The organism is Duganella sp. CT11-25 (assembly GCF_047302815.1).
Taxonomy (GTDB): Bacteria; Pseudomonadota; Gammaproteobacteria; order Burkholderiales; family Burkholderiaceae_D; genus Rugamonas.
In genome coordinates, this window is the sequence record NZ_JBKBFD010000001.1 from 3,828,237 (window position 1) to 3,851,112 (window position 22,876).

Below are 22,876 nucleotides of genomic sequence, written 5' to 3' on the forward strand. Positions count from 1 at the left end.
TGCGAGGCCTTAGCTTCGCTTCTCGGATAAATACCAATCCACTTGAACCTGTGCGGCCAGCGTGCCGGCGGCGTCGAAAATGTCGACCTCCACCGGGAACGCCACCTTGCCTTGCTGTTTCAGCTCAGCCTTCAGCGCGGCCAGATCGCCAGGGACGCGGCCTTCGGCGCGGGTGGCGCCCTTGGCGACTTTCTGGTACTGGATGCGCGATTCCTTGGCGACCGGGCGCAGGCCCAGGATCAGTTCCGCGAAGCCGCCCGCCATGGCCGCGCCGGAGGCCGTTTCGGCCAGCGTGAACAAGGCTCCGGCGTGCTGCGTGCCCAGGTGGTTGTTGAGCTTCGGGTCCTCCGGCATCGACACCCTGGAGGTGCCGCTGCCGATCTCGTCGATCCTGATCCCCAGCAAGCGCACGAAGGGCAAGGTGTCCATCATTTGTTGCTTGATACGGTCATACACCATGCTGGGCCTCACGCGCAGTAATACTTTGAATGCCAGGGACAGAATCGACATGGCCTTTAGTTGCGGACTGGCTTACCGGTCTGCAGCATGCCCATGATGCGTTCCTGGGTCTTCGGATGGTTCAGCAGTTCCAGGAAGGCGCGACGCTCGGCATCCAGGATCCACTGCTCGCTCACGAACGAACCCTGGTCGATATCGCCGCCCGACACGATCTCGGCGATCATGTCGCCCAGCTTGAAGTCGTGCGCGGAGATGAAGCCGCCGTCGCGCATGTTGACCAGCTGGGCCTTGATGGTGCCCCAGCCGTAACGGCCGGTGACCTGGACCGGCGCCTTCAGCGGCGCGCGGTAGCCCTTGTCGAACATGGCGCGCGCTTCGGTCTTGGCCACGTGCAGCAGTTCGTACGGGTTGAACACGATCACGTCGTCTTCTTTCAGGTAGCCCATCGCCTGCGCTTCCAGGGCCGATTTCGACACGTTCGCGGTGGCCGCGTTGGTGAAGCCGGTTTTCAGGAATTGCAGGATGTCGGTGCCCTTGGCTTCCTTGTAGGCGCGTACCGCCGCTTCCTTCAGGCCGCCGCCGGCGGGGATCAGGCCCACGCCCACTTCGACCAGGCCGATGTACGACTCGATCGACGCCACGCGCTTCGACGCGTGCAGCGCCATTTCGCAGCCGCCGCCCAGCGCCAGGCCAGCAACAGCCGCCACCACCGGCACGTTCGAGTATTTCATCGCCATGAAGGTGTCTTGCAGTTCCTTGATGATCGGGTCGACCGCCTTGGCGCCGCCCTGCATGAACGCAGGCAGGGCCGATTGCAGGTCGGCGCCGGCCGAGAACGCGCCGCCGTCGGCCGCGTCCGCGCTCCAGATCACCAGGCCCTTGAAGTTTTTCTCCGCTTCGGCCAGCGCTTTCTTGAAGCCGGCGATGACGCCCGGGCTGATCACGTGCAGCTTGGTTTTCAGCGAGATCACCAGCACCTCGTCGCCCGAGTGCCACAGGCGCACGTCGTCGTCCTCGTGCACGGTGGTGCCGGCGGTGCGGCCATTGGCTTCGCCCGAACCCAGTACCGGCGCGCGGAATTCCTGGCGCTTGTACACGGCCAGTTCCGAACGCGGCACGAACGATTTCGAGACCGCCGACCACGAGCCTTCGGCGGTGTGGACGCCGCCTTTTTCAGCGACCGGGCCTTCGAACACCCAGGCCGGCAGCGGTGCGTTGCACAGCGCCTGGCCGGCGTCGATGTCTTCCTTGACCCACTGGGCCACCTGGGTCCAGCCGGATGCCTGCCACGTTTCGAACGGACCGACGTTCCAGCCGAAGCCCCAGCGCATGGCGAAGTCGATGTCGCGCGCGTTGTCGGCCACGGTGTCCAGGTGGACCGCGATGTAGTGGAAAGCGTCGCGGAAGATCGCCCACAGGAACTGGCCTTGCGGGTTGGTCGATTCGCGCAGCGCCTTCATCTTCTTGACCGGATCCTTTTCCTTCAGGATGCGGGCGATGATGTCGGCGGCCTTGCCGCCGCCGGCGACGTATTCACCGGTGGCGAAGTCCAGGCGCTGGATCTCCTTGCCCACTTTTTTGTAGAAGCCGGCGCCGCTCTTCTGGCCCAGCGCGCCCTTTTCCACCAGGCCCGCCAGCACGGCGGGGGTCTTGTAGACGGCGGCGAACGGATCGTTCGGCAGGTAGTCCTGCATGGTCTTGATCACATGGCCCATGGTGTCCAGGCCGACCACGTCCGCGGTGCGGAAGGTGCCCGACTTGGCGCGGCCCAGCTTGGCGCCGGTCAGGTCGTCGACCACGTCCACCGACAGGCCGAACTTCTCGGCTTCGTGGACGATCGCCAGGATGCCGAACACGCCGACGCGGTTGGCGATGAAGTTGGGCGTATCTTTGGCGCGGACCACGCCCTTGCCCAGGGTGGTGGTCAGGAAGCCTTCCAGCTGGTCGCTGATTTCCGGCTTGGTGAACTCGGTCGGGATGATCTCGACCAGGTGCATATAGCGCGGCGGGTTGAAGAAGTGCACGCCGCAGTAGCGCGATTTCAGGTCGGCGTCGAAGCCTTCGGACAGCTTGGTGATCGACAGGCCCGAGGTGTTCGAGGCGAAGATCGCGTTAGGAGCGATGTGCGGAGCGACCTTCTTGTACAGGTCGTGCTTCCAGTCCATGCGCTCGGCGATGGCTTCGATGATCAGGTCGCACTCGGCCAGCTTGGCCAGGTCGTCCTCGTAGTTGGCCACTTCGATCAGCGCGGCGTGTTCCTTGTTGCCCAGCGGCGCAGGCGACAGTTTTTTCAGGTTCTCGATGGCGCGCAGCACGATGCCGTTCTTCGGTCCTTCCTTGGCAGGCAGGTCGAACAGGACGACCGGCACTTTGGCGTTGACGCAGTGGGCGGCGATCTGCGCGCCCATCACGCCGGCGCCCAGCACGGCTACTTTTTTAACGATGAAATTGGTCATGTCGTTTCCTTTAGTTTCTTAGAACAGGTCGGCGTCGAGTGCCATCAGGTTGGCGGAGCCCGAACGCGCCTGGCGAATCAAGGTGGCGGTTTCCGGCTGCAGGCGGGCGAAGTAGAAGCGCGCCGTGGCCAGTTTGGCTTTGTAGAAATTGTCGCCGCTGTCTTCCTTGGCCAGGGCGATTTTCGCCATCTGTGCGAAGAAGTAGCTGTACACCATGTGGCCGACCACGCGCAGGTAAGGTACGCATGCCGCGCCGACTTCGTCCGGGTTCTGGAAGGCTTTCATGCCGATTTCCATGGTCAGCTTGGTGACCTTGTCGCCCAGGTCGCCCAGCGGGGTGACGAATTCGCTCATCGCTTCGTCGGTGCCGTTGTCTTCCACGAAGGCCTTGATCTTCTCGCCGAACTTGCGCAGCTTGGCGCCGTTGTCGCCCAGGATCTTGCGGCCCAGCAGGTCCAGCGACTGGATGGTGTTGGTGCCTTCGTAGATCAGGTTGATGCGGGCGTCGCGCACATACTGCTCCATGCCCCATTCGGAGATGTAGCCGTGGCCGCCGAACACTTGCATCGCTTCCGAGGTGGCGATCCAGGCGTTGTCGGTGATGAAGGCCTTGACGATCGGGGTCAGCAGCGCGACTTCGTCGGCGGCTTCCTTGCGCACGTCTTCGTCCGGGTGGTGCAGTTCGCGGTCGATCTGCAGCGCCACGTAGGAGGTGAAGGCGCGCGCGCCTTCGGCGTAGGCCTTGCCGGTCAACAGCATGCGGCGGACGTCGGGGTGCACGATGATCGGATCGGCTGGCTTGTCCGGCGCCTTCACGCCCGACAGCGAACGCATCTGGATGCGGTCCTTGGCGTAGATCAGCGCGTTCTGGTAAGCGATCTCGGTCAGGCCCAGCGACTGCATGCCGACGCCCAGGCGGGCCGCGTTCATGAACACGAACATGGCGTTCAGGCCCTTGTTCGGCTGGCCGATGATCCAGCCCTTGGCGCCGTCCAGGTTCATCTGGCAGGTCGAGTTGCCGTGGATGCCCATTTTCTCTTCGATGGCGCCGCAGGTGATCGGGTTGCGTTCGCCGACCGTGCCGTCTTCCTTCGGCAGGTACTTCGGCACCAGGAACAGCGAAATGCCTTTCGAGCCTTCCGGCGCGTCCGGCACGCGGGCCAGCACCAGGTGCAGGATGTTTTCAGCCATGTCGTGTTCGCCGGCCGAGATGAAGATCTTGTTGCCGGTGATCAGCCACGAGCCGTCGGCCTGCGGCAGCGCTTTCGAGCGCAGCATGCCGAGGTCGGTGCCGCAGTGCGGTTCGGTCAGGCACATGGTGCCGGTCCACTCGCCGGAGACCAGCTTCGGCAGGTAGACTTCCTTCTGGTGGTCGGTGCCGTGTTCCTTCAGGCACTCGTAGGCGCCGTGCGACAGGCCCGGATACATGGTCCAGGCCTGGTTGGCCGAGTTCAGCATTTCGTAGAACGAATTGTTCAGCACCACCGGCAAGCCCTGGCCGCCGAATTCAGGATCGCAGGCCAGCGCCGCCCAGCCGCCGTCGACGTACTGCTTGTACGCTTCCTTGAAGCCTTTCGGAGTGGTCACGGTGTGGCTGGCGGCGTCGTGCTTGCAGCCTTCGCGGTCGCCCGAGTGGTTCAGCGGGAACAGCACTTCCGAGGTGAACTTGCCGCCCTCTTCCAGTACCTGGTTGATGATGTCGGCATCGACTTCGGCGTAGTCCGGCAATGCTTTCAGTTCATCTTCCACTTTCAGGAACTCGTGCAGAACGAATTGCATATCCCGGATTGGCGCGACGTATTGACCCATGATTTTCTCCTGATGACTACTTTTGAATGTTTGGTTAATTAACTTGTCCGACCACCGCTGCCGGCGATTGCGGATTGCGATAGGTTTCAATCAAGCGCTCGAAGCCCTTGCCCGCCCGTTCCAGGCTGCCCGGAATGCGCAGGAAGCGCGCATCGTGGTGCAATGCCAGGATCAGGCCGTACATCTCGTAGACCAGCTGCTGCGGGTCGGTATCGGCCTTCAGGTCGCCGCATTCGACGGCCTGCTTCACGCAGCGCAGCAAAGCGCCCTGCCAGGCGCCGACCATCGCCATCAGCTCTTCGCGGATCGGACCTGGACGGTCGTCATATTCCACGGCGCCGCTGATGTAGATGCAGCCCGACGCCACCTCCACGCTGACCCGCTTGACCCAGCGCGCGAACATCGACTTCAGGCGCTGGATGCCGCGCGGCTCTTTCACGCTGGGGAAGAACACTTCCTGCTCGAAACGGTGGTGATACAGCTTCAGCACTTCCAACTGCAAGTCTTCACGCGAACCGAAGTGCGCAAACACCCCTGATTTGCTCATGTTCATCTTATCCGCGAGCAATCCGATGGTCAGGCCTTCCAGACCATCGCGGCTGGCCAGGTCCAGCGCCACATCCAGGATTGCCGCGCGCGTTAGCTCGCCTTTGCGCATAAATTTAGTTGAGGTATTAATAAGATTGCATCCCAGGTGTAATTAGTCGTGGAGAGAAAAAGATTATTCTGCTCCAGCTAAGTTTACTCCGTGTGAAAAAATTGCGAACGCTCGTACTATTATCCACCGGGGGGTAAAAGTCAAACAGTACCGTTAGAGGTGGCGTTCTATTGCTGCGACGCAGCAACGCGGGATTACAACTTGCCCATTTGGCGGCGGTCGCGTTTGGTCGGGCGGCCCTTGAAATCGGCGCTGGGTTCGCGGAAAAAGCGGCGGTTTTCCGCCACGGCGGCGCGCCGGGCGACGCTCAGGTCGGTCTCTTCGTACAGGTTGCGGGCGATCGGCGCGGCGGCGCGCACGTCGGACAAGCCCATGACGTCGATTTCCCAGCGGTCGGAACCGTTGTCGATCTCCAGCGTGTCGCCGATGCGCACGGCGCGCGCCGGCTTGACCTTGTCGCCGTTGACGATGACCTTGCCGCTGTCGACGGCGTCGGTCGCCAGCGAGCGGGTTTTAAAGAAGCGCGCGGCCCACAGCCACTTGTCCAGTCTGACACTTTCGCTCAAGCGTATTTCCCCACTGCAAAGACCCGCATCAGGATCTTGTAGAACACAAACGCGATCTCGTAGCCGATGCGGCGGAAGCGGCCCACGTGCTCGAAGTCGGCATAATCGATCACCACGCCGTCGGCGATGGCTTGCTCGATGTGCTCGCGCAGGCTCTGCGCAAACGCCGCGTCCTTGATGACCACGTTCGCTTCCTGGTTCAAAAACAGGCTCAAGCCGTCCACATTGCTGGAGCCCACCGTCGCCCAGTCGTCGTCGATCACCGCCACCTTGGCGTGCAACTGGGTCTTGTGATATTCCACCACTTTGACGCCGGCCGCAAGCAGCTTCGGATAGAAAGAATGCGCCACCGCATCCTGCAGCCAGATTTCACCGACGCCGATCAGCAGCACCACCTCGACGCCGCGCTCGGCGGCGGCGGCCAGCGCATGGCGGAACTTGGCGCCCGGCGCGAAATACGGATTGGCCAGCAGCACGCTCTTGCGCGCCCGCCCCAGCGCCTGCAGGTAGGCGCGCTGTATCGTCCTGCGGTTGCGCAGGTTGTCGCGCACCACGAAGCCGGCCTGCACCATGTTCTGCGCGGCGATCTTGTTGACCTTGCGCATATCGTTGTACAGGCTGATGCGTTTGATGATGCCCAGCTTGCCCAGCCGCCGCCACTGCGTGACGGCCTCCTGCTGGATCGAGGCCACCAGCGGCCCGCGCACCTGCACCGCGAAATCCCAGCGTGGCGCCGACAGGCTCTTGCTGTGGTCGTAGTCGCAGAACATGTCGTCGTTGATGTTGATGCCGCCGACAAACGCCACGTTGCGGTCGACCACGCAGATCTTGCGGTGGGTGCGCGTGACGCCGCGCTTGAACCAGGGATTGAAGATGCGGTGCTCGACGCCGGCCGCCAGCAGCAGCTGGTGCATGCTGCCGATCTGGCGCCGGCCGGTGCCCCACCAGTCGGTGATCATGCGCACCTGCACGCCGCGCCGCGCCGCGTCCATCAGCGCCGCCAGCACCGCCTGGCCGGTGTCGTCGCCGGCGAAGATATAAGTCTCGAAATACACCTCGTACTGGGCGGCGTTGATCGCGCCTACCAGCGCCGGGAAAAAATCGGTGCCGGTGTGCAGCAGCTTGACTTCATTGTCGGCGACGAAGTTGACGGTGCGCATACGGTCTCGCTCAGGCCAGCGTCAGGTTGGCGACGATGGGAGCGTGATCGGACAGCTTGGCCCACAGGCTGCCGTGCATGACCTCCGCCGCGTCGACTTTAAAGCCGCGGACATAGATGCGGTCCAGGCGGAAGAATGGCAAGGCCGAAGGGAAGGTGCGGGCCGGATTGACGCCGGACTTGCGGCGCAGCGTGCGCATGATGTCGTCCAGCGTGGACGTCGAGCCGAGCTGGTCGAACGCCTCGACCACGCCCAGCGCGTTGCGCAGTTCGGCGCCGAGGGTGTTGCGCCAGTCGTTGAAGTCGCCGGCGATGATGACCGGTTCGCCGTCGGGCGCCGATTCGCGCACGGCCGAGATCAACGCCTGCGTCTGGCGGCGGCGGCCGGCCTCGAACAAGCCCAGGTGCACCACATAGCAATGCACCACGCCGTGCTCGGTGTTCAGCACGCAGTGCAGGATGCCGCGCTGTTCGTAGGCATGGTCGGAGACGTCGTGGTTGGCCTGGTTGGCGATCGGGAAGGCGCTCAGCAGCGCGTTGCCGTGGTGGCCATGATCGTAGATCGCGTTCATGCCGTAGGCGGCGTGCAGGTGGCGCGATTCGCCGGCGAAAAATTCATGCTGCGCTGCAGCGGGCCAGTGCTTGTGGCCCAGGTGTTCGGCGCCGTATTTGGCGGCCTTGAGGTCGTGCTTGCCTTGCACCTCTTGCAAAAAAACCACATCGGCGTCGAACAGGCCGATCGCCTGCTTGAGCGCGAGCACGCGCGGTTCGGCGCGGATGGCGGAAACGCCCTTGTGGATGTTGTAGGTGGCGACGCGGATTTTCATGCGTCCATTCTAACCCTGAGTCCGGGTTTGCGGCGTGCGGGTCCGCACATACGGCGCCGGCCTAGCGGATCTGCTGCGGCAGCTGGAGAATGGCTTCGGCGTTCGAGTAAGAGAAGCAGCGGTCGGCCGCTTCCAGGTACGGCAGCCAGACGTGGTTCAGGTGCTCGCGCGGGCTGAGCGTGATGGCGATGTCGCGCGGCACTTCGACGCTGAAGACGTGCTCGGTGTTTTCCGTCACGCCCGGCGCGTAGCGGTGGCGCCACACGGGATAGATGGTGTAGATGTTGGACAGGTGCCAGTCGCGCAGCGCGATGCGCTCGCCGTCGGCGACGATGCCGGTTTCCTCGAACAGCTCGCGCGCGGCGGTCTGCGGCAACGGTTCGTCGGCCGCGTCCAGCGAGCCGGTCACCGACTGCCAGTAACCGGGCTTGTCGGCGCGCTCGATCAGCAGCACGTGCAGGTCGGCCGTGTGGATCACCACCAGCACCGACTCGGGTATCTTGTAAGGCTTCATAGATCAGGTAAAAGAAAAGGCGCCGAAGCGCCCTTTCCATTGCAATGTTAGCTTGCCACTTTTGGCTCGACGGCGCGCAGGCGGATATGCAGTTCTTTCAACTGCTTCTCGTCCACTTCCGACGGCGCCTGGGTCAGCAGATCCTGGGCGCGCTGGGTTTTCGGGAAGGCGATCACGTCGCGGATCGAATCGGACTTGGTCATCAGGGTCACGATACGGTCCAGGCCGAACGCCAGGCCGCCGTGCGGCGGCGCGCCGTACTGCAGCGCGTCCAGCAGGAAGCCGAACTTCAGGCGGGCTTCGTCGGCGTCGATCTTCAGCGCGCGGAACACTTTCGACTGCACTTCCTCGCGGTGGATACGGATCGAACCGCCGCCCAGTTCCCAGCCGTTCAAGACCATGTCGTAGGCCTTGGCGATGCAGGCGCCCGGATTGGTTTCCAGCCAGTCTTCGTGGCCGTCTTTCGGCGCGGTGAACGGGTGGTGGGTCGCGGTCCAGCGATCCGACTCTTCATCGTATTCGAACATCGGGAAGTCGATCACCCACAGCGGCGCCCAGACGTCGTCGAACAGGCCGGCGTTCTTGCCGAATTCCGAATGGCCGATCTTGACGCGCAGCGCGCCGATCGCGTCGTTGACCACTTTCGCCTTGTCGGCGCCGAAGAAGATCAGGTCGCCGTCCTGGGCGCCGGTCAGTTCCAGGATGGTGGCCAGGGTGGCGTCGTCGATGCTCTTGACGATAGGCGATTGCAGGCCGTCGCGGCCCTTGGCCTTCTCGTTGACCTTGATGTAGGCCAGGCCGCGCGCGCCGTAGATGGCGACGAACTGGGTGTAGGCGTCGATTTCCGAACGCGGCATCGAACCGCCCTGCGGCACGCGCATGCCGACCACGCGGCCGTTAGGCAGGTTGGCGGCGCTGTTGAAGATCTTGAACTCGACGTTCTTGACCACCTCGGTCAGCTCGGTGAATTCCAGCTTGACGCGCATGTCCGGCTTGTCCGAACCGTACTTGCCCATCGCTTCAGAGAAGTTCATCACCGGGAACGGGTTAGGCAGGTCGACCGACATGGTGTTCTTGAACACTTTGCGGATCATGTCCTCGAACAGGTCGCGGATCTCCTGTTCGGTCAGGAACGAGGTTTCGCAGTCGATCTGGGTGAATTCCGGCTGGCGGTCGGCGCGCAGGTCTTCGTCGCGGAAGCACTTGGTGATCTGGTAGTAGCGGTCGAAGTTGGCCACCATCAGCAGCTGCTTGAACAGCTGAGGCGATTGCGGCAGCGCGAAGAAGTTGCCGGCGTTGACGCGCGACGGCACCAGGTAGTCGCGCGCGCCTTCCGGGGTCGACTTGGTCAGCATCGGGGTTTCGATGTCGATGAAGCCCAGGTCGTCGAGGTACTTGCGCACTTCCATCGTGACCTTGTAGCGCAGGCGCAGGTTGTTCTGCATCTGTGGACGGCGCAGGTCCAGCACGCGGTGGGTCAGGCGGGTGGTTTCCGACAGGTTGTCGTCGTCCAGCTGGAACGGCACGGCCACGGATGGGTTCAGCACTTCCAGCTGCGAGCACACGACTTCGATCTTGCCCGAGGCCAGGTTGGCGTTGACGGTGCCGGCCAGGCGGTCCTTGACCACGCCGGTGACGCGCAGGCAGAACTCGTTGCGGACGGCTTCGGCCGCCTTGAATACTTCCGCCTGCTCCGGATTGCAAACGATCTGCACCAGGCCTTCGCGGTCGCGCAGGTCGATGAAGATCACGCCGCCGTGGTCGCGGCGACGATGTACCCAGCCGCACAGGCTGACGGTTTGGCCAAGCAGCGCTTCAGTGGTGAGGCCGCAGTAGTGAGTACGCATTGAGGACATGTTTATTTCTCGGTTCAGGTTAGGTTACTCAGTTAATCTTAGTTACTTGCTCGCGATTTCGATAGGCCGCGGCGCATCTTCCGGCGCCACCACACCCATCGACACGATGTACTTCAGGGCCGCATCGACGCTCATGTCGAGTTCGACCACATCCTTGCGCGCCAACATCAGGAAAAAGCCCGAGGTCGGATTCGGCGTGGTCGGCACGTAGACGCTGACGTAGTCGCCGACCAGGTGGTTCTTCACATCCCCGCCCGGCGCGCCGGTCAGGAAGGCGATGGTGTAGGAATTCTGGTGCGGATACGGGATCAGCACCGCCTTGCGGAAAGCGTTGCCGGAAGACGAGAACAGCGTGTCCGACACTTGCTTGACGCTCGAATACAGCGAGCTCACCACCGGGATGCGGGTCAGCAGCTTTTCCCACAGCTTGACCACGTAGTTGCCGACCAGGTTGTTGGTCAGCAGGCCGGTCAGGAACACGATCAGGACCGTCAGCAAGGTGCCCAGGCCGGGAATATCGAAGCCGATCAGGGTACGCGGCTGCCAGCGTTCCGGCACGAACAGCAGGGACTGGTCCATGGTGCTGATCACCAGGTTCAGCACCCAGGCGGTGATCGCCAGGGGAACCAGGATCAGCAAGCCGGTAATGAAATATTTACGCATCGAATACTCTTAGAGTGGTTGAAATCGGGATGTTCAGTCCGTTTTCGTGCCGGTGACCGGCGCAGGCGCGGGTGCCGGCGCCGACGCCTCCTTGGCCGCCCCGGGCGCGGTACCTGTCGCCGGCGGCGTGCCGCCACGGAAATCGGTCACATACCAGCCGGAGCCCTTCAACTGGAAGCCAGCCGCGGTCAGTTGTTTCTTAAACGACTCCTTGCCGCACGTCGGGCAAACAGTCAGCTGCGGGTCGGAAATCTTCTGCAAGACATCCTTGGCAAAACCACATGCCTCGCAGCGGTAGGCGTAGATCGGCATCTATTACTCCGCAAAAATCATCAAAACCCTGAATTATAAAGCTTTTTACCGCCCACCTGCCTGTTTCCTAAGGACAAGCCCGTTGGGCCGCTGCGACGTCAATCGATTTGATTAGAAAAAACTATTCGCAAATTGTTGTAGTGCATGATTAAATACTGTTTAACAAGCGTAGATTTCCCAATCCCTGAATCGCCGCCTCGTCTGCCGTCCCGGACTTACGACGCACCATCTCTTTGATTCCTTGGGAAATATCATGAAAAAATACCTCTACGCCGGCCTCCTGGCCGCCTGCCTGGCCGCCCCCGCTTTCGCCGCCAACAACAAACTGACCGCCAGCTCGCCGGATGAGCCGCTGCACCGCCGCACCATCGTGCTGTGCATGGCGCTGTTTGTCGGCCTGCACGCCTACAAGCGCCGCCAGGCGCGCGACCAGCAACAGATGCTCGCCTACCTGCTCTGACATCCAGGCGTTCGGCGGGCTTATGCGTGCGCCCGCACAGAAGCGGCGGCAAGAACTCCTTATAACGGTCATCACACACCTTACAAGGAGTTCATCATGATCAAAAAACTATTGCTTGCCGCCGCCATCGCCGCTTCCGCCGCTACCGTGACGCTGCCGGTGTCGGCCGCCGTCATCGTGGTGCAGACCGCCCCGCCGCCGCCGCGCGACGAAGCGGCGCCGCATCCGCGGCGCGGCTACGTGTGGGTGCCCGGCTACTGGGACTGGAAACGCAATCACCACGTCTGGACCAAAGGCCATTGGGAACGCGAACGCCGCGGCTATGTCTACCATCAGCCGGCCTGGAACGAACGCAACGGCCACTGGGAAATGACGCGCGGCAGCTGGGCGCGCGGCGACCGCGACCATGACGGCGTGCCGAACGGCCGCGACGACCATCCGAACAATCCGCGCCGCGATTAAGCCGGGTCAGCGGCGGCGCCAGATCATCCAGCGCTCCTTGCCGGCAAACACCGGGATCGAGTCGCTGACGGCGTCATCGGCGATGCAGTCGAAATCCGCCCGCAGCAGCGCATCGAGCTGCGCGCGGGCGATGCCGAACGGCGGCCCCTTGGGCGCCTCGTCAAAAAAGAAATAACCGGCCAGCAACGCGCCCGGCGCCAACAGCTGCGCCCAGCGCGCCGCCACCTGCGGCCACATGGCGCGCGGCAGCGCGCACAGAAAGGCGCGCTCGTAAATCAACTGCAGCGGCTGTCGCGGCTGCCAGGCGAAGAAATCCGCCTCGACCACGCGCGCCGCATGCGCGCCGGCCGCCGCCTTGCCCAGCGCCACCGCCGCCGGCGAGAAATCGATCGCCGTCGCATCCCATCCCGCGTCGGCCAGCAAGGCCAGCTCATAGGCCGAACCGCAGCCGGGGATCAGCGTCGTCATCGGCGCATTGGCGGCGGCGAACTCGCGCAGCGCCTGCGGCACGCCGCCCTTGTCCCACGGCGTGAAGCGGCGCTCGAAGCGCTCGTCCCAGAACGCCGGCGACATCGGATCGCGCTGCTGGAAGTCGGCCATGGTCTAGAGCAGGTGGTGCCAGCGCAGGTACAGCTGGAAGCCCGCCACGCCGAGGCCGAACGCGCAGGCGAAGTACACCACCAGGCTCAGCATGCGGTTGGTGCGCTGCTGTTCGTGGATCAGCACCTTGATCAGCTCGGTATTATCCTGCGGCCGCTCGCCCTGCTGCTCCAGCGCGCGGTGCAGCAGGCGCGGCAGCTGCGGGAAGATGTGGGCGTAGCGCGGCGCCTCGGCCTTCAGGCGCTGCCACATGCCCTGCCAGCCGACCTGCTCGGACATCCAGTTTTCCAGGTAGGGCTTGGCGGTCTTCCACAGGTCCAGGTCGGGATCGAGCTGGCGGCCCAGGCCTTCGATATTGAGCAGCGTCTTTTGCAGCAGCACCAGCTGCGGCTGCACCTCGACGTTGAAGCGGCGCGAGGTCTGGAACAGGCGCAGCAGGATCTGGCCGAACGAGATGTCCTTCAGCGGACGGTCGAAGATCGGCTCGCAGCAGGCGCGCACCGCCGATTCCAGTTCGTCGACGCGGGTTTCCTTGGGCGCCCAGCCGGACTCGATGTGGGCCTCGGCCACGCGCTTGTAGTCGCGGCGGAAGAAGGCCAGGAAGTTCTGCGACAGGTAATCCTTGTCGAAGTCGTTCAGCGTGCCGACGATGCCGAAGTCCAGCGCGATGTAGCGGCCGAAGGTGGCCGGGTCGATCGACACCAGGATATTCCCCGGGTGCATATCGGCGTGGAAGAAGCCGTCGCGGAACACTTGCGTGAAGAAGATCTCGACGCCGTCGCTGGACAGTTTTTTCAAGTCGACGCCGGCCGCCTCCAGGCGGTCGATCTGCGACACCGGAATGCCGTGCATGCGCTCCATCACGATCACGCTGTTGGAGCAGTAATCCCAGTACATCTCCGGCACCAGCAGCAGCTTGGAGTCGGCGAAGTTGCGGCGCAGCTGGCTGGCGTTGGCCGCCTCGCGCATCAGGTCCAGTTCGTCGTGCAGGTATTTGTCGAACTCGGCGACCACTTCCTTCGGCTTCAGGCGCTTGCTGTCGGCCCACACGCGGCCGATCCACTCGGCGGCGATATGCATCAGCGCCACGTCCTCGTCGATGGATTTCTTCATGCCCGGACGCAGCACCTTGACCGCCACCTGCTTGCCATCCTTGAGCGTGGCGAAGTGCACCTGCGCGATCGAGGCCGAGGCCACCGGCGTGCGCTCGAAGCTGGCGAACAGCTGGTCCGGATGCGCGCCCAGCGATTTGCGGATCTGCGCGATCGCCAGGTCGGAATCGAACGGCGGCACGCGGTCCTGCAGGCGCGACAGCTCCTCCACCAGGTCGGCCGGGATCAGGTCGCGGCGGGTCGACAGCACCTGGCCGAACTTGACGAAGATCGGCCCCAGCTCTTCCAGCGCCATGCGCAGGCGCTCGCCGCGCGGCGCCGAAATGTCGCGCCAGAAGAACACCGTGTCGACCAGCTTGGCGATGCGCGGCTTCTTCAAGCCGGACATGGCGATTTCATCGAGGCCATACTGCACCGATACCCGCAGGATTTTCAGCAGGCGTAAGAATTTCAACATCATTTATGGGGATCCCAATTTTTGTTCCAGTTTGGCCAGGCGCTTGGCGGTGCGCTCGACATCGTCGCGCAGACGCACCACGTCGGCCGAGAATTCCGCCACGGCTTGCGGCCGCACCAGCAACTGCTTTTCATCGAGCAGGAATTCGGCGACGTTTTCGGCCAGCTTCTGGTGGCCGTTCCTGGCGGCGGCAAACGCCGCTTTGGCACCCGACACCAGGCGCACGGCGGCGATCGGGCCGACCACCTTGTCGAGGTCGTGCTCGGCTTCCCAGCGCAGCGACTGGCTCAGGGCGGAGATGGCGTTGGCGAATTCGGCGTCGCCCTCGATCTGCACGTAGGAAAAGGCGCGTTCGCGGTTTTGCGCGATCAGCGGCAGGTCGGACAATTTGACGCGGATGGTGACGCGGGCCGGCTCTTCTGCCGGCGCCGCCTCGACCATGCCGTCGGCCGTCACGCGCAGGCGCAGCGCGACCGCGCCGGCGTCGATGCAGGCGACCTTGCCGGCGTGGCGCTGCAACTGCTGGCGCGCCCACGGCTCCTGCGCCAGCAAGTGGTTGATGGCGGCGCTGGCCGGCGCCGCGGAGAAGTTGCTTGGGTTCGGTGACATCATTCCTTAACCATATCTAGACCGCAAAACAAAACCGCCCGGAAATACGGGCGGTCTTGATCTTACCAGCTTGCCGGGATTTCCCGGGGATTACGCCAGTTGTTGAATACCGGCAAGCATCCAGCCGGTGGCGCCGGACACCGGCTTGGACAGGTTCCACACTTCGTTGAACGGCTCTGCCAGCGCGTCCGGCGCCGGTTTGATCATGCCGGCGAACTTGACGCTGGCCAGGTACTCGTTGCCGCTGGTTTCAATGCCCAGCAGCTCGGCGTCGATGCTGACGACGTCGGTGAAGTCGGCCTGGCCGCCGCGCTCGGTGATTTGCATCTTCAACTCGGCAAACACTTCGGGGGTGGTGAATTCGCGGATATCGGCGACATCGCCCTTGTCCCAGGCCGCTTGCAGGCGGATGAAATTGCCCTTTGCCACGCGCAGGAAGGACGGCGCGTCGAAGTCGGCTGGCACGCCCCAAGGGGTGTGCGCGACCGGCGCGGCGGCTTGCTGCACCGGCTCAGGCTGCAGGCGCGAGCCGATTTCCGGCGTCGCGCCGCCGCTTTGCGGCATCGAGTAGACGTTCTGGCTGCCGCCGAAGGCAGCCGGGGCCGCCGCAGCGGGCTGCGACTTGCTGCGGATCAGGCGCACGATGAAGTACACCACGCCGGCCAGCAGAGCCAGCATGATCAGCGAACCGAACATGCCGCCCAGCGCGCCGCCCAGGCCGAAGTGCGAGAACAGGGCGCCCAGGCCCAGGCCCAGCAGCGCACCGCCCAGGATGCCTTTCCACGGGCTGGCCGGTTTAGGCGGAATCGCCGCCGGCGCGGCCGGGGCCGGCGCAGGAGCGGCCTGGCGCGGCGCTTGCTGCGGCGCGGCGGCCGGCGGCATGCGGCTGACGTTCTGCGACTGGCGTCCGATCGAACGGCCGCCGCCCATGGGACGGGCGGTCGCTTCCGCCAGCATCGAGAAGGCGGAGACGGCCAACAGGGCGCCGATCAGGATTTTTTTCATGTTCATGGTCATTCCTACAGTAATTACAGTTTGATACCGGTGTGTAAAGCGGCCACACCTGCCGTCAGGTTGTAATACGTTACGCGCTCCAGGCCGGCTTCTTCCATCATGGTCTTCAGCGTGTCCTGGTCCGGATGCATGCGGATCGATTCGGCCAGGTAGCGATAGCTTTCGGCATCGCCGGCAATCTTCTGGCCCATCCATGGCAACACCTTGAACGAATAAATATCGTATGGTTTTTGCAATGGCGCGGCCACTTTCGAGAATTCCAGCACCAGCAGCTTGCCGCCCGGCTTCAACACGCGGCGCATTTCCGCCAGCGCCAGGTCCTTGTGCGTCATGTTGCGCAGGCCGAAAGCGACGCTGACGCGGTCGAAATAGTTGTCCGGGAACGGCAGTTTTTCCGCGTCGCACAGTAAGGTGGGGGTCAGCAGGCCGCGATTCAAGAGGCGGTCGCGGCCGACGCGCAGCATCGACTCGTTGATATCGGTCAGCCAGACCTCGCCGCTCGGGCCGGCCTGCCTGGCAAACACCTTGGCCAGGTCGCCCGTGCCGCCGGCGATGTCCAGGCACTTGAAGCCGGGCCGCACGCCCGCGTGGGCGATGGTGAACGTCTTCCAGATACGGTGCAGGCCGGCCGACATGACGTCGTTCATGATGTCGTACTTGGCGGCGACAGAATGGAAAACCTTGGCGACTTCGCGGACTTTTTCGTCTTCCGCGACCGTCTTGTAGCCGAAATGAGTGGTATTGGTCATGTTATGCAGGCCGGTTAATTTACCTGCATTATACAAGCGTAGGGGCATTTTTCCCCTGAATCGGCTATTGGGCCGGCAGATGGCGCCATTCGAGGCCCAGCGCGGCGCGCGGACGGAAGCCCTTCCACAGGCCCGGGTCGGGTTTGATGGTGCCGTCGGCGGCCAGCGGCGGCAACTCCAGGTAGGGCTGGAACGGCTGCTGTTTCAGGTGTATGCCCAGGAAGGCCGTGACGAAATGCTGGTTGATGTTGTTGATGCGGCGGCTGTCCCAGACCGGCTCCGAATAGGACAGGAAATCGTCAAAGTTGCTCCACATGGCCGGCGACGGCGGATTCGGCGCGGAATTGTGGCGGCCGCCGACATAGGTCAGCAGGTAGCGGTCGGCGTGCACCGCGCCCTGGAACAGGCGCAGCACGCCGTCCTGGTAGCCGGCCACGTCGTCCTGGTCGCCGCTGATGAACAGCGTCGGCGTGCGCACGCCGGCCAGGCCCGCCTCGTCCCACACCTTGTGCGCGCCGCCCCAAGGCGCGAACGCCACCACCGCCTTGATGCGCGCGTCGCGGCGCGCCTCGTATTCCGCGTTCCCCTGCTGATTGACCGCCAGCTTGCCGCCGGGGACGTAGGCCGCCGCCACCGGGCTGACGCCGGCGCCGACCGTGTTCAGCGCGCCGTAGCCGCCCATCGAGTAGCCGATCAATGCCGTGTTGTCCGCATCCACCACGCCGGCCAGGAAGTTGCCGCTGCCTTTGCCGCCCCATGCCGCCACGGTATCCAGCACGAACAAATCGTCCAGCCGGCGGTTCAGCAGCGTGCTGGCGAAGCCGGCCTTGTCGGCGCGGGTGGATTCGGGATGGTCGATGGCGACCACGATATAGCCCTTGGAGGCCAGGTTCTCGGTCAGGTAGCTCATTTGCAGGCGCGAACCGGGATAGCCGTGCGAGACGATCACCAGCGGATAACGCCCCGTCGCAGCGGCGGCGTCGCGCGCGGCGCGGCCGTTGAACTGGAACGGCGTATTGGGCCGCTGCGGATCGTTCGGGCCGGATCCCAGCACATCGGTATAAACCGTATGCTCCTTTTGGCCGGCCGCCAGCCGCGCCGGATACCAGACTTCCAGCGTCAGCTTGCGGGCGTAGCGCGGATTCGGTGTGGCCTCGCTGGCATGCAGGAGGTCCAGCTGGTCCGCGTGCTCCGCCACCAGCGTACGCACGCCGACCGGCAAGGGGCCGCGCGCGGCCAGCTCCGGCGCATCGGGACGCGCGTCGCCGAAGTACTCCTGCGCCTGTGCGGACCAGGCCGCCACACTCAACACCAACACCGCGATCGCTGCCTTCATCCCTGCTCCTATAAGCCCAAATGCTCCCGCAACGTGCTGCCCTGGTAAGCGGTGCGGAACAAGCCGCGCCGCTGCAACTCGGGCACCACCAGCGTCAGAAAATCATCCAATCCACCAGGCAGCGACGGCGCCATGAAATTAAAGCCATCCGCCGCCTCCTGCTCAAACCACGTCTGCATCTGATCCGCCACCGCCTCCGCCGTGCCGACCACGGTGAAGTGGCCGCGCCCGCCGGCGATGCGCTCGTACAGCTGGCGTATCGTCAGGTTCCCGCCCTGCGCCAGGTCCGTCAGCAGCTGCTGGCGGCTGCGCTGGCCATCCTGCGTTTGCGGCAGCTCCGGCAAGGGGCCATCCAGCGGATACGCCGACAGATCGAAATTGCCGATCATGCGGCCCAGCAGCGCCAGTCCGGCCTTGGGCTCGATCAGCGCTTGCAGCCGCGCGAACTTCCCGTCCGCCTCGGCCTGCGTGCGCCCCACCACCGCGAACAATCCCGGCATGATCTTCAGCGACGCCGGCGCGCGACCCTGCGCCACGACACGGCGCTTGATGTCGCGGTAAAAATCCTGCGCCTTGGCCAGCGTCGGCTGCGCGGTGAACACCACCTCCGCGGTCGCCGCCGCCAGGTCACGCCCCACCTCCGAGCCGCCGGCCTGCACCACCACCGGCCGCCCCTGCGGACTGCGCGCCACGTTCAGCGGCCCCGCCACACCGAAATGCGTACCGCGATGATTCAGCTTGTGCAGCCTGGCCGGATCGAACAGGCGCGCGCCTTCCTTGTCGTTGATGAAGGCATCGGCGTCCCAACTATCCCACAGTCCTGTGACAACCTGATGAAATTCACGCGCCCTTTCATAGCGCGCCGCGTGGGCCACGTGCTGGTCGCGGCCGAAGTTGGCCGCCTCCGCCGCGTTGTCCGATGTGACCAGGTTCCAGCCGGCGCGGCCGTCGGAGATCTGGTCCAGCGACGCGAACTGCCGCGCCACCGAATACGGCTCGTTGTAGGTGGTGGTGGCGGTGCCGATCAAGCCGATACGTTCGGTCGACGCGGCCAGCGCCGACAACAGCGTCAGCGGTTCCAGCGAGGGCACGCCGCCGGTCAGCGCCAGGCTGTCGGCGAAGAACACCGCGTCCAGGCAGGCCCGCTCGGCGTTGCGGACCTGCTGCTGGAACACCTTGAACGGGTTCGACGCCAGGTCCGTCTGCGGATGACGCCACGCCGCGACGTGGTGGCCGTGCCGCATCATGAAGGCGGCGATGCTGAGTTGGCGGGCAGTTTGGCTCATGCGTCAGAATTCCTTGCGGGCGGTGATGCCGAAGTAGCGCTCGTCGTCGCGCGGCACGGCACGGGTCACGTAGCCGGTGGATGTCACCAGATTCGTGGCGTAGGACTTGTTGGCCAGGTTCTTGCCGACCAGCGCGATGCGCCAGCCGCTGACCGGCGACGACAGCGCGATGCCGGCATTGACGACGCCATATGCCCCCTGGATCGCATCCGGCGACTGGAACAGGTCGAACTGCGTCTTGGCCTGGTACGAGTAGTCCGCCGAGAAATCGACGATCAAGCCGTTCTGCAGGTTCAGCGCGTAGTTGACGCGGGTGAAGGCCTTCCACTTCGGCGAGAACGGCAACGGCTTGCCGTTCAGGTTGCAGGACGCGGCTGCGGCCGGCGGGCAGTTGAAGTTGTCGATGCTGGCGTCGGTGTAGGCCAGGTTGCCGGTCAATGTCAGTTCACGCACCGGGCGCGCATTCAGGTCCAGCTCGACGCCCTTGGTCGAGACATCGCCGGCGTTGATCAAGCGCGTGACGACGGCGCCGGCCACGGTGTCGTAGAAGTTGGCCTGGTAGTTTTCGTACCTGGTATTGAAGACGGCCAGGTTGGCGGTCAGGCGGCGGTCGAAGGCGCTGGCCTTCAGACCCAGCTCGAACGAATCCGAGGTCTCAGGCTTGAGCGCCAGGGTGTCGCGGCTCAGCATGTTGAAGAAGACGTTGTAGGCCGGCCCCTTGTAGCCGCGCGAGTAGGTCGCATACGCATTCACGTTGCGCGACAAATCATATTGCAGGCCAAGACGGCCGGAGTAGCCGTCCTCGCTGGTCGAACCGCTGTTCTGCACGCCCGGTTGCACGCCGGCGAAAGCCACGGCTTGCGTCGAGGTGCGCACATGGTCATAGGACAGTTCATCCTTGGTCCAGCGCGCGCCGGCGATCGCGCGCCAGTCTTGCACCAGGCGCAGCGTGCTCTCGCCGAACAGCGAGTAGCTGTCGCTCTTGACGCCGTAGTTGGCCAGGCCGGAATTGACCGCCGCGCCGTTGTTGACGATGCGCTGGTAAGTCTCGCGGTCCTTGCCATGCAGGTAGAAGGCGCCGACCACGTACTCCGCAAACTGGTCCTTCGGCGACGCCAGGCGCAGCTCCTGCGACGCCTGGCTGAATTCGACGGTGCCGATATCGCGGGTGGCCGGATACGCCGCCGAGATGCGCGCCACTTCCGCCGCGTTGCCGATGGCCGAGGTGCTGGTGTACTGCCGGTTGTCCCAGTCGCGCACGGCGGTGATGGAGGTCAGCGTGTAGCCGCCGTTGCGCCAGTCCACCTGCGCCGACAGGCCACAGTTGGTGTCGCGGATATCGCTAGGGATGTCGGCGTTGACCTGGCGGTTCTCGATGCCGGCCACCACCGGCGCGATCGCCGCCGAGAACGGCGCGCTGGTCGATTTGTAGGCGGTGAAGGTCGGCGACGCGTTCGAGCGCAGGTAGTCGGCGATCAGCGTGATGTCCAGGTCCCTGTTCGGGGTAATGTCGACGCGGCCCCGGGCGCCTTTGCGTTCGTAGCCATTCAGCTTGCCGCCGCCGGCGTGCACGTTGTCGACGTTGCCGTCATAGTCCGCGTACAGCGCGGTCACCGCCGCGCGCACCACGCCTGGCTGGATCGCGCCGGAGACGCCGGCGCGCACGCGCTTCTCGTTGCCCTCGTACCAGGAAGCGTCGACAAAGCCGCTGGTTTGTTCCGACGGTTTGCGGCCGATCACATTCAGCACGCCGGACGAGGCGTTCTTGCCGAACAGCGTGCCTTGCGGGCCGCGCAGGATTTCAATGTGCTCGATGTCCAGCAGGTCCAGCGTGGCCTGGCCGGGACGCGCATACACCACGCCGTCGATCACGGTGGAGACGGTCGGCTCGACGCCGGGCGAGGTGGAGATGGTACCGATACCACGGACAAAGATGGTCGTGTCCTTGTTGCCGCCCTGCTGGCGGAAGGTCACGCTCGGCACTTCCTGGACGATGGTGTCGATGCTGGTGCGGTTGGCTTGCGTCAGCGCGTCGCCATCCAGCACGGAGACGGCGACCGGCACCGATTGCAGCGAGGCGTCGCGGCGCGTGGCGCTGACCGTCACGCTGGGGACGGATGCGCTGTCGGCGCGATCGGCGATCGGCGCGGCGTCGGCCTCCGCCGCTGCCGCATAAGCCGTATTGACCAGCAAAGCGCCGATGGTCAGCGCGCCAAAAATTTTATGATTGTTCTTCATTCCTGATTCCTTGATTTTGAAGCGCCCCTTGCGCCATATGCAGAAAACCTTCTTTCATCATCGAAGAACCTGCTTAGTCCTCAACATGACGCCTGCTACACTAAAAGTGGTACCGGTACCCTTTTTTTAGTGTCGTGGCGGGCCGGTTTGAAGTCAAAGAATTAAAAAAATCATCGATATGTTTTTTTGGAATATGCGGAAATGACCGAATCAACAGCACCACCAGCGTCGCCACCGGCGCCACCACGGAAGCGCCGTGGCTCGGGCCGCGCGACCATCCACGACGTGGCGCGCCTGGCGGAAGTCGGATCGATTACCGTGTCGCGCTATTTCACCGAGCCGGGTCGCGTCGCCGCCAAGCGCAGCGCGCGCATCGCCGCCGCCGTCAAGGAATTGGGCTACGTGCCCAACCTGGTGGCGGGCGGACTGGCCTCCTCGCACGGGCGCGTGGTCGGCATGGTGATCCCGAATATCTCGGGTCCGATCTTCGCCCACACGATACAGAGCTTCAGCGATACGCTGAACCGCCACGGCTACCAGCTGTTGCTGGCGTCGAGCTACTTCTCCGCCAGGCAGGAAGAGAGCGCGGTGCGCGCCTTCCTCGGCTGGAAGCCGGCGGCACTGGTGGTGACGGGGCGCTTCCACAACCGCGCCACCGAGAAGCTCTTGAACACCGCCGGCATCCCGGTAGTGGAAACCTGGGACTACCAGCCGCGCCGCAAGCCGATACAGGTCGGCTACTCCAACAACGCGGTTGGCGAGCAGGCGGCGCGCTACCTGTATGCCAAGGGCTATCGCCGCATCGCCTTCGTGCAAAACAGCGTGGCGGGCGACTTGAGCGCGGTGGACCGCAGCGACGGCTATGCGGCGGTGATGAAGGAGCACGGCCTGGAGCCGCGCATCTACGTGCCGACCGCGCAGGCCCCGTTCGACGCCGGCAAGCAGGCCATCGAAGCGCTGGCCATGGCGCGCGGAAAAAACGCCGAGGCGATCATCTTCGCCAACGACAACCTGGCCGCCGGCGCCTTGCTGGCGGGGCAGCGCGCGGGGCTGAAGATACCGGAGCAGTGCGCGATCGTCGGTTTCGGCGACTACGCCTTCTCGCCGCTGCTACTGCCCAGCCTCACCACGATACGTCCGCCGGGGCGCGAGATCGGCGAGATCGCCGCGCTGCGCATCCTGGAACAACTGGGCGTGTTGCCCGCGTCCGCGCAGGATTCCCGATTGAACCTGCTGGCCTGTGAATTGATAGAGCGCGAGAGCGCGTAAGGACG

At 64.2% G+C, this 22,876-nt stretch carries 22 protein-coding genes; 3 read left to right on the forward strand and 19 right to left on the reverse strand.

What is annotated here, in order from left to right:
- Window positions 1-9 precede the first annotated feature (9 nt).
- The 11 genes from ACEN9F_RS16415 to ACEN9F_RS16465 all read right to left on the reverse strand — a co-directional run bounded on the left by ACEN9F_RS16415 (window position 10) and on the right by ACEN9F_RS16465 (window position 11,279).
- Window positions 10-510: a PaaI family thioesterase gene (locus ACEN9F_RS16415; RefSeq protein ID WP_413421333.1), complete on the reverse strand. Its 501-nt coding sequence runs from the start codon at window positions 508-510 to the stop codon at window positions 10-12.
- A 5-nt stretch (window positions 511-515) separates the two neighbouring features.
- Window positions 516-2,915 (reverse strand): 3-hydroxyacyl-CoA dehydrogenase/enoyl-CoA hydratase family protein, encoded by a 2,400-nt coding sequence (locus ACEN9F_RS16420; protein ID WP_413421335.1) that lies wholly within the window; start codon window positions 2,913-2,915, stop codon window positions 516-518.
- Between the two features lie 18 nt (window positions 2,916-2,933).
- Window positions 2,934-4,724: an acyl-CoA dehydrogenase C-terminal domain-containing protein gene (locus ACEN9F_RS16425; protein ID WP_413421337.1), complete on the reverse strand. Its 1,791-nt coding sequence runs from the start codon at window positions 4,722-4,724 to the stop codon at window positions 2,934-2,936.
- A 34-nt stretch (window positions 4,725-4,758) separates the two neighbouring features.
- Window positions 4,759-5,382, reverse strand: a complete 624-nt coding sequence (locus ACEN9F_RS16430) for a TetR/AcrR family transcriptional regulator (RefSeq protein WP_413421339.1) — start codon at window positions 5,380-5,382, stop codon at window positions 4,759-4,761.
- 194 nt (window positions 5,383-5,576) lie between these two features.
- Window positions 5,577-5,948: an RNA-binding S4 domain-containing protein gene (locus ACEN9F_RS16435; protein ID WP_413421341.1), complete on the reverse strand. Its 372-nt coding sequence runs from the start codon at window positions 5,946-5,948 to the stop codon at window positions 5,577-5,579.
- Window positions 5,945-7,108, reverse strand: a complete 1,164-nt coding sequence (gene clsB / locus ACEN9F_RS16440; RefSeq protein ID WP_413421343.1) for a cardiolipin synthase ClsB — start codon at window positions 7,106-7,108, stop codon at window positions 5,945-5,947. The genes ACEN9F_RS16435 and clsB overlap by 4 nt, the downstream gene beginning before the upstream one ends.
- 10 nt (window positions 7,109-7,118) lie before the next feature.
- Window positions 7,119-7,934, reverse strand: coding sequence for an endonuclease/exonuclease/phosphatase family protein (locus ACEN9F_RS16445; protein ID WP_413421345.1), 816 nt, complete (start codon window positions 7,932-7,934; stop codon window positions 7,119-7,121).
- A 61-nt stretch (window positions 7,935-7,995) separates the two neighbouring features.
- The gene (gene nudB, locus ACEN9F_RS16450; RefSeq protein ID WP_413421347.1) at window positions 7,996-8,448 is read right to left on the reverse strand and encodes a dihydroneopterin triphosphate diphosphatase; all 453 of its coding nucleotides are present in this window, start codon (window positions 8,446-8,448) and stop codon (window positions 7,996-7,998) included.
- Window positions 8,449-8,495: 47 nt separating this feature from the next.
- A complete protein-coding gene (gene aspS / locus ACEN9F_RS16455; RefSeq protein ID WP_413427088.1) occupies window positions 8,496-10,295 on the reverse strand; it encodes an aspartate--tRNA ligase in 1,800 nt (599 codons plus the stop codon).
- A gap of 51 nt (window positions 10,296-10,346) precedes the next feature.
- Complete coding sequence (locus ACEN9F_RS16460; RefSeq protein ID WP_413421349.1) at window positions 10,347-10,967, reverse strand: DUF502 domain-containing protein; 621 nt, start codon at window positions 10,965-10,967, stop codon at window positions 10,347-10,349.
- A 33-nt stretch (window positions 10,968-11,000) separates the two neighbouring features.
- A complete protein-coding gene (locus ACEN9F_RS16465; protein WP_413421351.1) occupies window positions 11,001-11,279 on the reverse strand; it encodes an FmdB family zinc ribbon protein in 279 nt (92 codons plus the stop codon).
- Window positions 11,280-11,532: 253 nt separating this feature from the next.
- Here ACEN9F_RS16465 and ACEN9F_RS16470 point away from each other — a divergent pair, with 253 nt between their 5' ends.
- Together ACEN9F_RS16470 and ACEN9F_RS16475 are read left to right on the forward strand one after the other, a co-directional pair.
- Window positions 11,533-11,739 carry a hypothetical protein gene (locus ACEN9F_RS16470; RefSeq protein WP_413421353.1) on the forward strand — a complete coding sequence of 69 codons (207 nt, stop codon included), beginning with the start codon at window positions 11,533-11,535 and terminating at the stop codon, window positions 11,737-11,739.
- Between the two features lie 96 nt (window positions 11,740-11,835).
- Complete coding sequence (locus ACEN9F_RS16475) at window positions 11,836-12,201, forward strand: YXWGXW repeat-containing protein (protein ID WP_413421355.1); 366 nt, start codon at window positions 11,836-11,838, stop codon at window positions 12,199-12,201.
- Window positions 12,202-12,207: 6 nt separating this feature from the next.
- On the opposite strand, the gene ACEN9F_RS16480 is transcribed toward ACEN9F_RS16475, so the two are convergent.
- From ACEN9F_RS16480 to ACEN9F_RS16515, 8 genes are all read right to left on the reverse strand, one after another.
- The gene (locus tag ACEN9F_RS16480; RefSeq protein ID WP_413421357.1) at window positions 12,208-12,801 is read right to left on the reverse strand and encodes a methyltransferase domain-containing protein; all 594 of its coding nucleotides are present in this window, start codon (window positions 12,799-12,801) and stop codon (window positions 12,208-12,210) included.
- A gap of 3 nt (window positions 12,802-12,804) precedes the next feature.
- Complete coding sequence (ubiB, locus tag ACEN9F_RS16485; protein ID WP_413421359.1) at window positions 12,805-14,373, reverse strand: ubiquinone biosynthesis regulatory protein kinase UbiB; 1,569 nt, start codon at window positions 14,371-14,373, stop codon at window positions 12,805-12,807.
- Window positions 14,374-14,982: an SCP2 domain-containing protein gene (locus tag ACEN9F_RS16490; RefSeq protein WP_413421361.1), complete on the reverse strand. Its 609-nt coding sequence runs from the start codon at window positions 14,980-14,982 to the stop codon at window positions 14,374-14,376.
- A gap of 87 nt (window positions 14,983-15,069) precedes the next feature.
- Window positions 15,070-15,990, reverse strand: coding sequence for a Tim44 domain-containing protein (locus ACEN9F_RS16495; RefSeq protein ID WP_413421363.1), 921 nt, complete (start codon window positions 15,988-15,990; stop codon window positions 15,070-15,072).
- 17 nt (window positions 15,991-16,007) lie between these two features.
- The gene (gene ubiE, locus ACEN9F_RS16500) at window positions 16,008-16,742 is read right to left on the reverse strand and encodes a bifunctional demethylmenaquinone methyltransferase/2-methoxy-6-polyprenyl-1,4-benzoquinol methylase UbiE (protein ID WP_413421365.1); all 735 of its coding nucleotides are present in this window, start codon (window positions 16,740-16,742) and stop codon (window positions 16,008-16,010) included.
- Window positions 16,743-16,806: 64 nt separating this feature from the next.
- Window positions 16,807-18,078: an alpha/beta hydrolase family protein gene (locus ACEN9F_RS16505; RefSeq protein ID WP_413421366.1), complete on the reverse strand. Its 1,272-nt coding sequence runs from the start codon at window positions 18,076-18,078 to the stop codon at window positions 16,807-16,809.
- 8 nt (window positions 18,079-18,086) lie between these two features.
- Complete coding sequence (locus ACEN9F_RS16510; RefSeq protein WP_413421368.1) at window positions 18,087-19,364, reverse strand: LLM class flavin-dependent oxidoreductase; 1,278 nt, start codon at window positions 19,362-19,364, stop codon at window positions 18,087-18,089.
- 3 nt (window positions 19,365-19,367) lie between these two features.
- Window positions 19,368-21,602 (reverse strand): TonB-dependent receptor, encoded by a 2,235-nt coding sequence (locus ACEN9F_RS16515; protein WP_413421370.1) that lies wholly within the window; start codon window positions 21,600-21,602, stop codon window positions 19,368-19,370.
- 201 nt (window positions 21,603-21,803) lie between these two features.
- On the opposite strand from ACEN9F_RS16515, the gene ACEN9F_RS16520 reads away from it, so the two are divergent.
- On the forward strand, window positions 21,804-22,871 hold the full coding sequence (locus tag ACEN9F_RS16520; protein WP_413421372.1) for a LacI family DNA-binding transcriptional regulator: 1,068 nt from the start codon (window positions 21,804-21,806) through the stop codon (window positions 22,869-22,871).
- Window positions 22,872-22,876 lie beyond the last annotated feature (5 nt).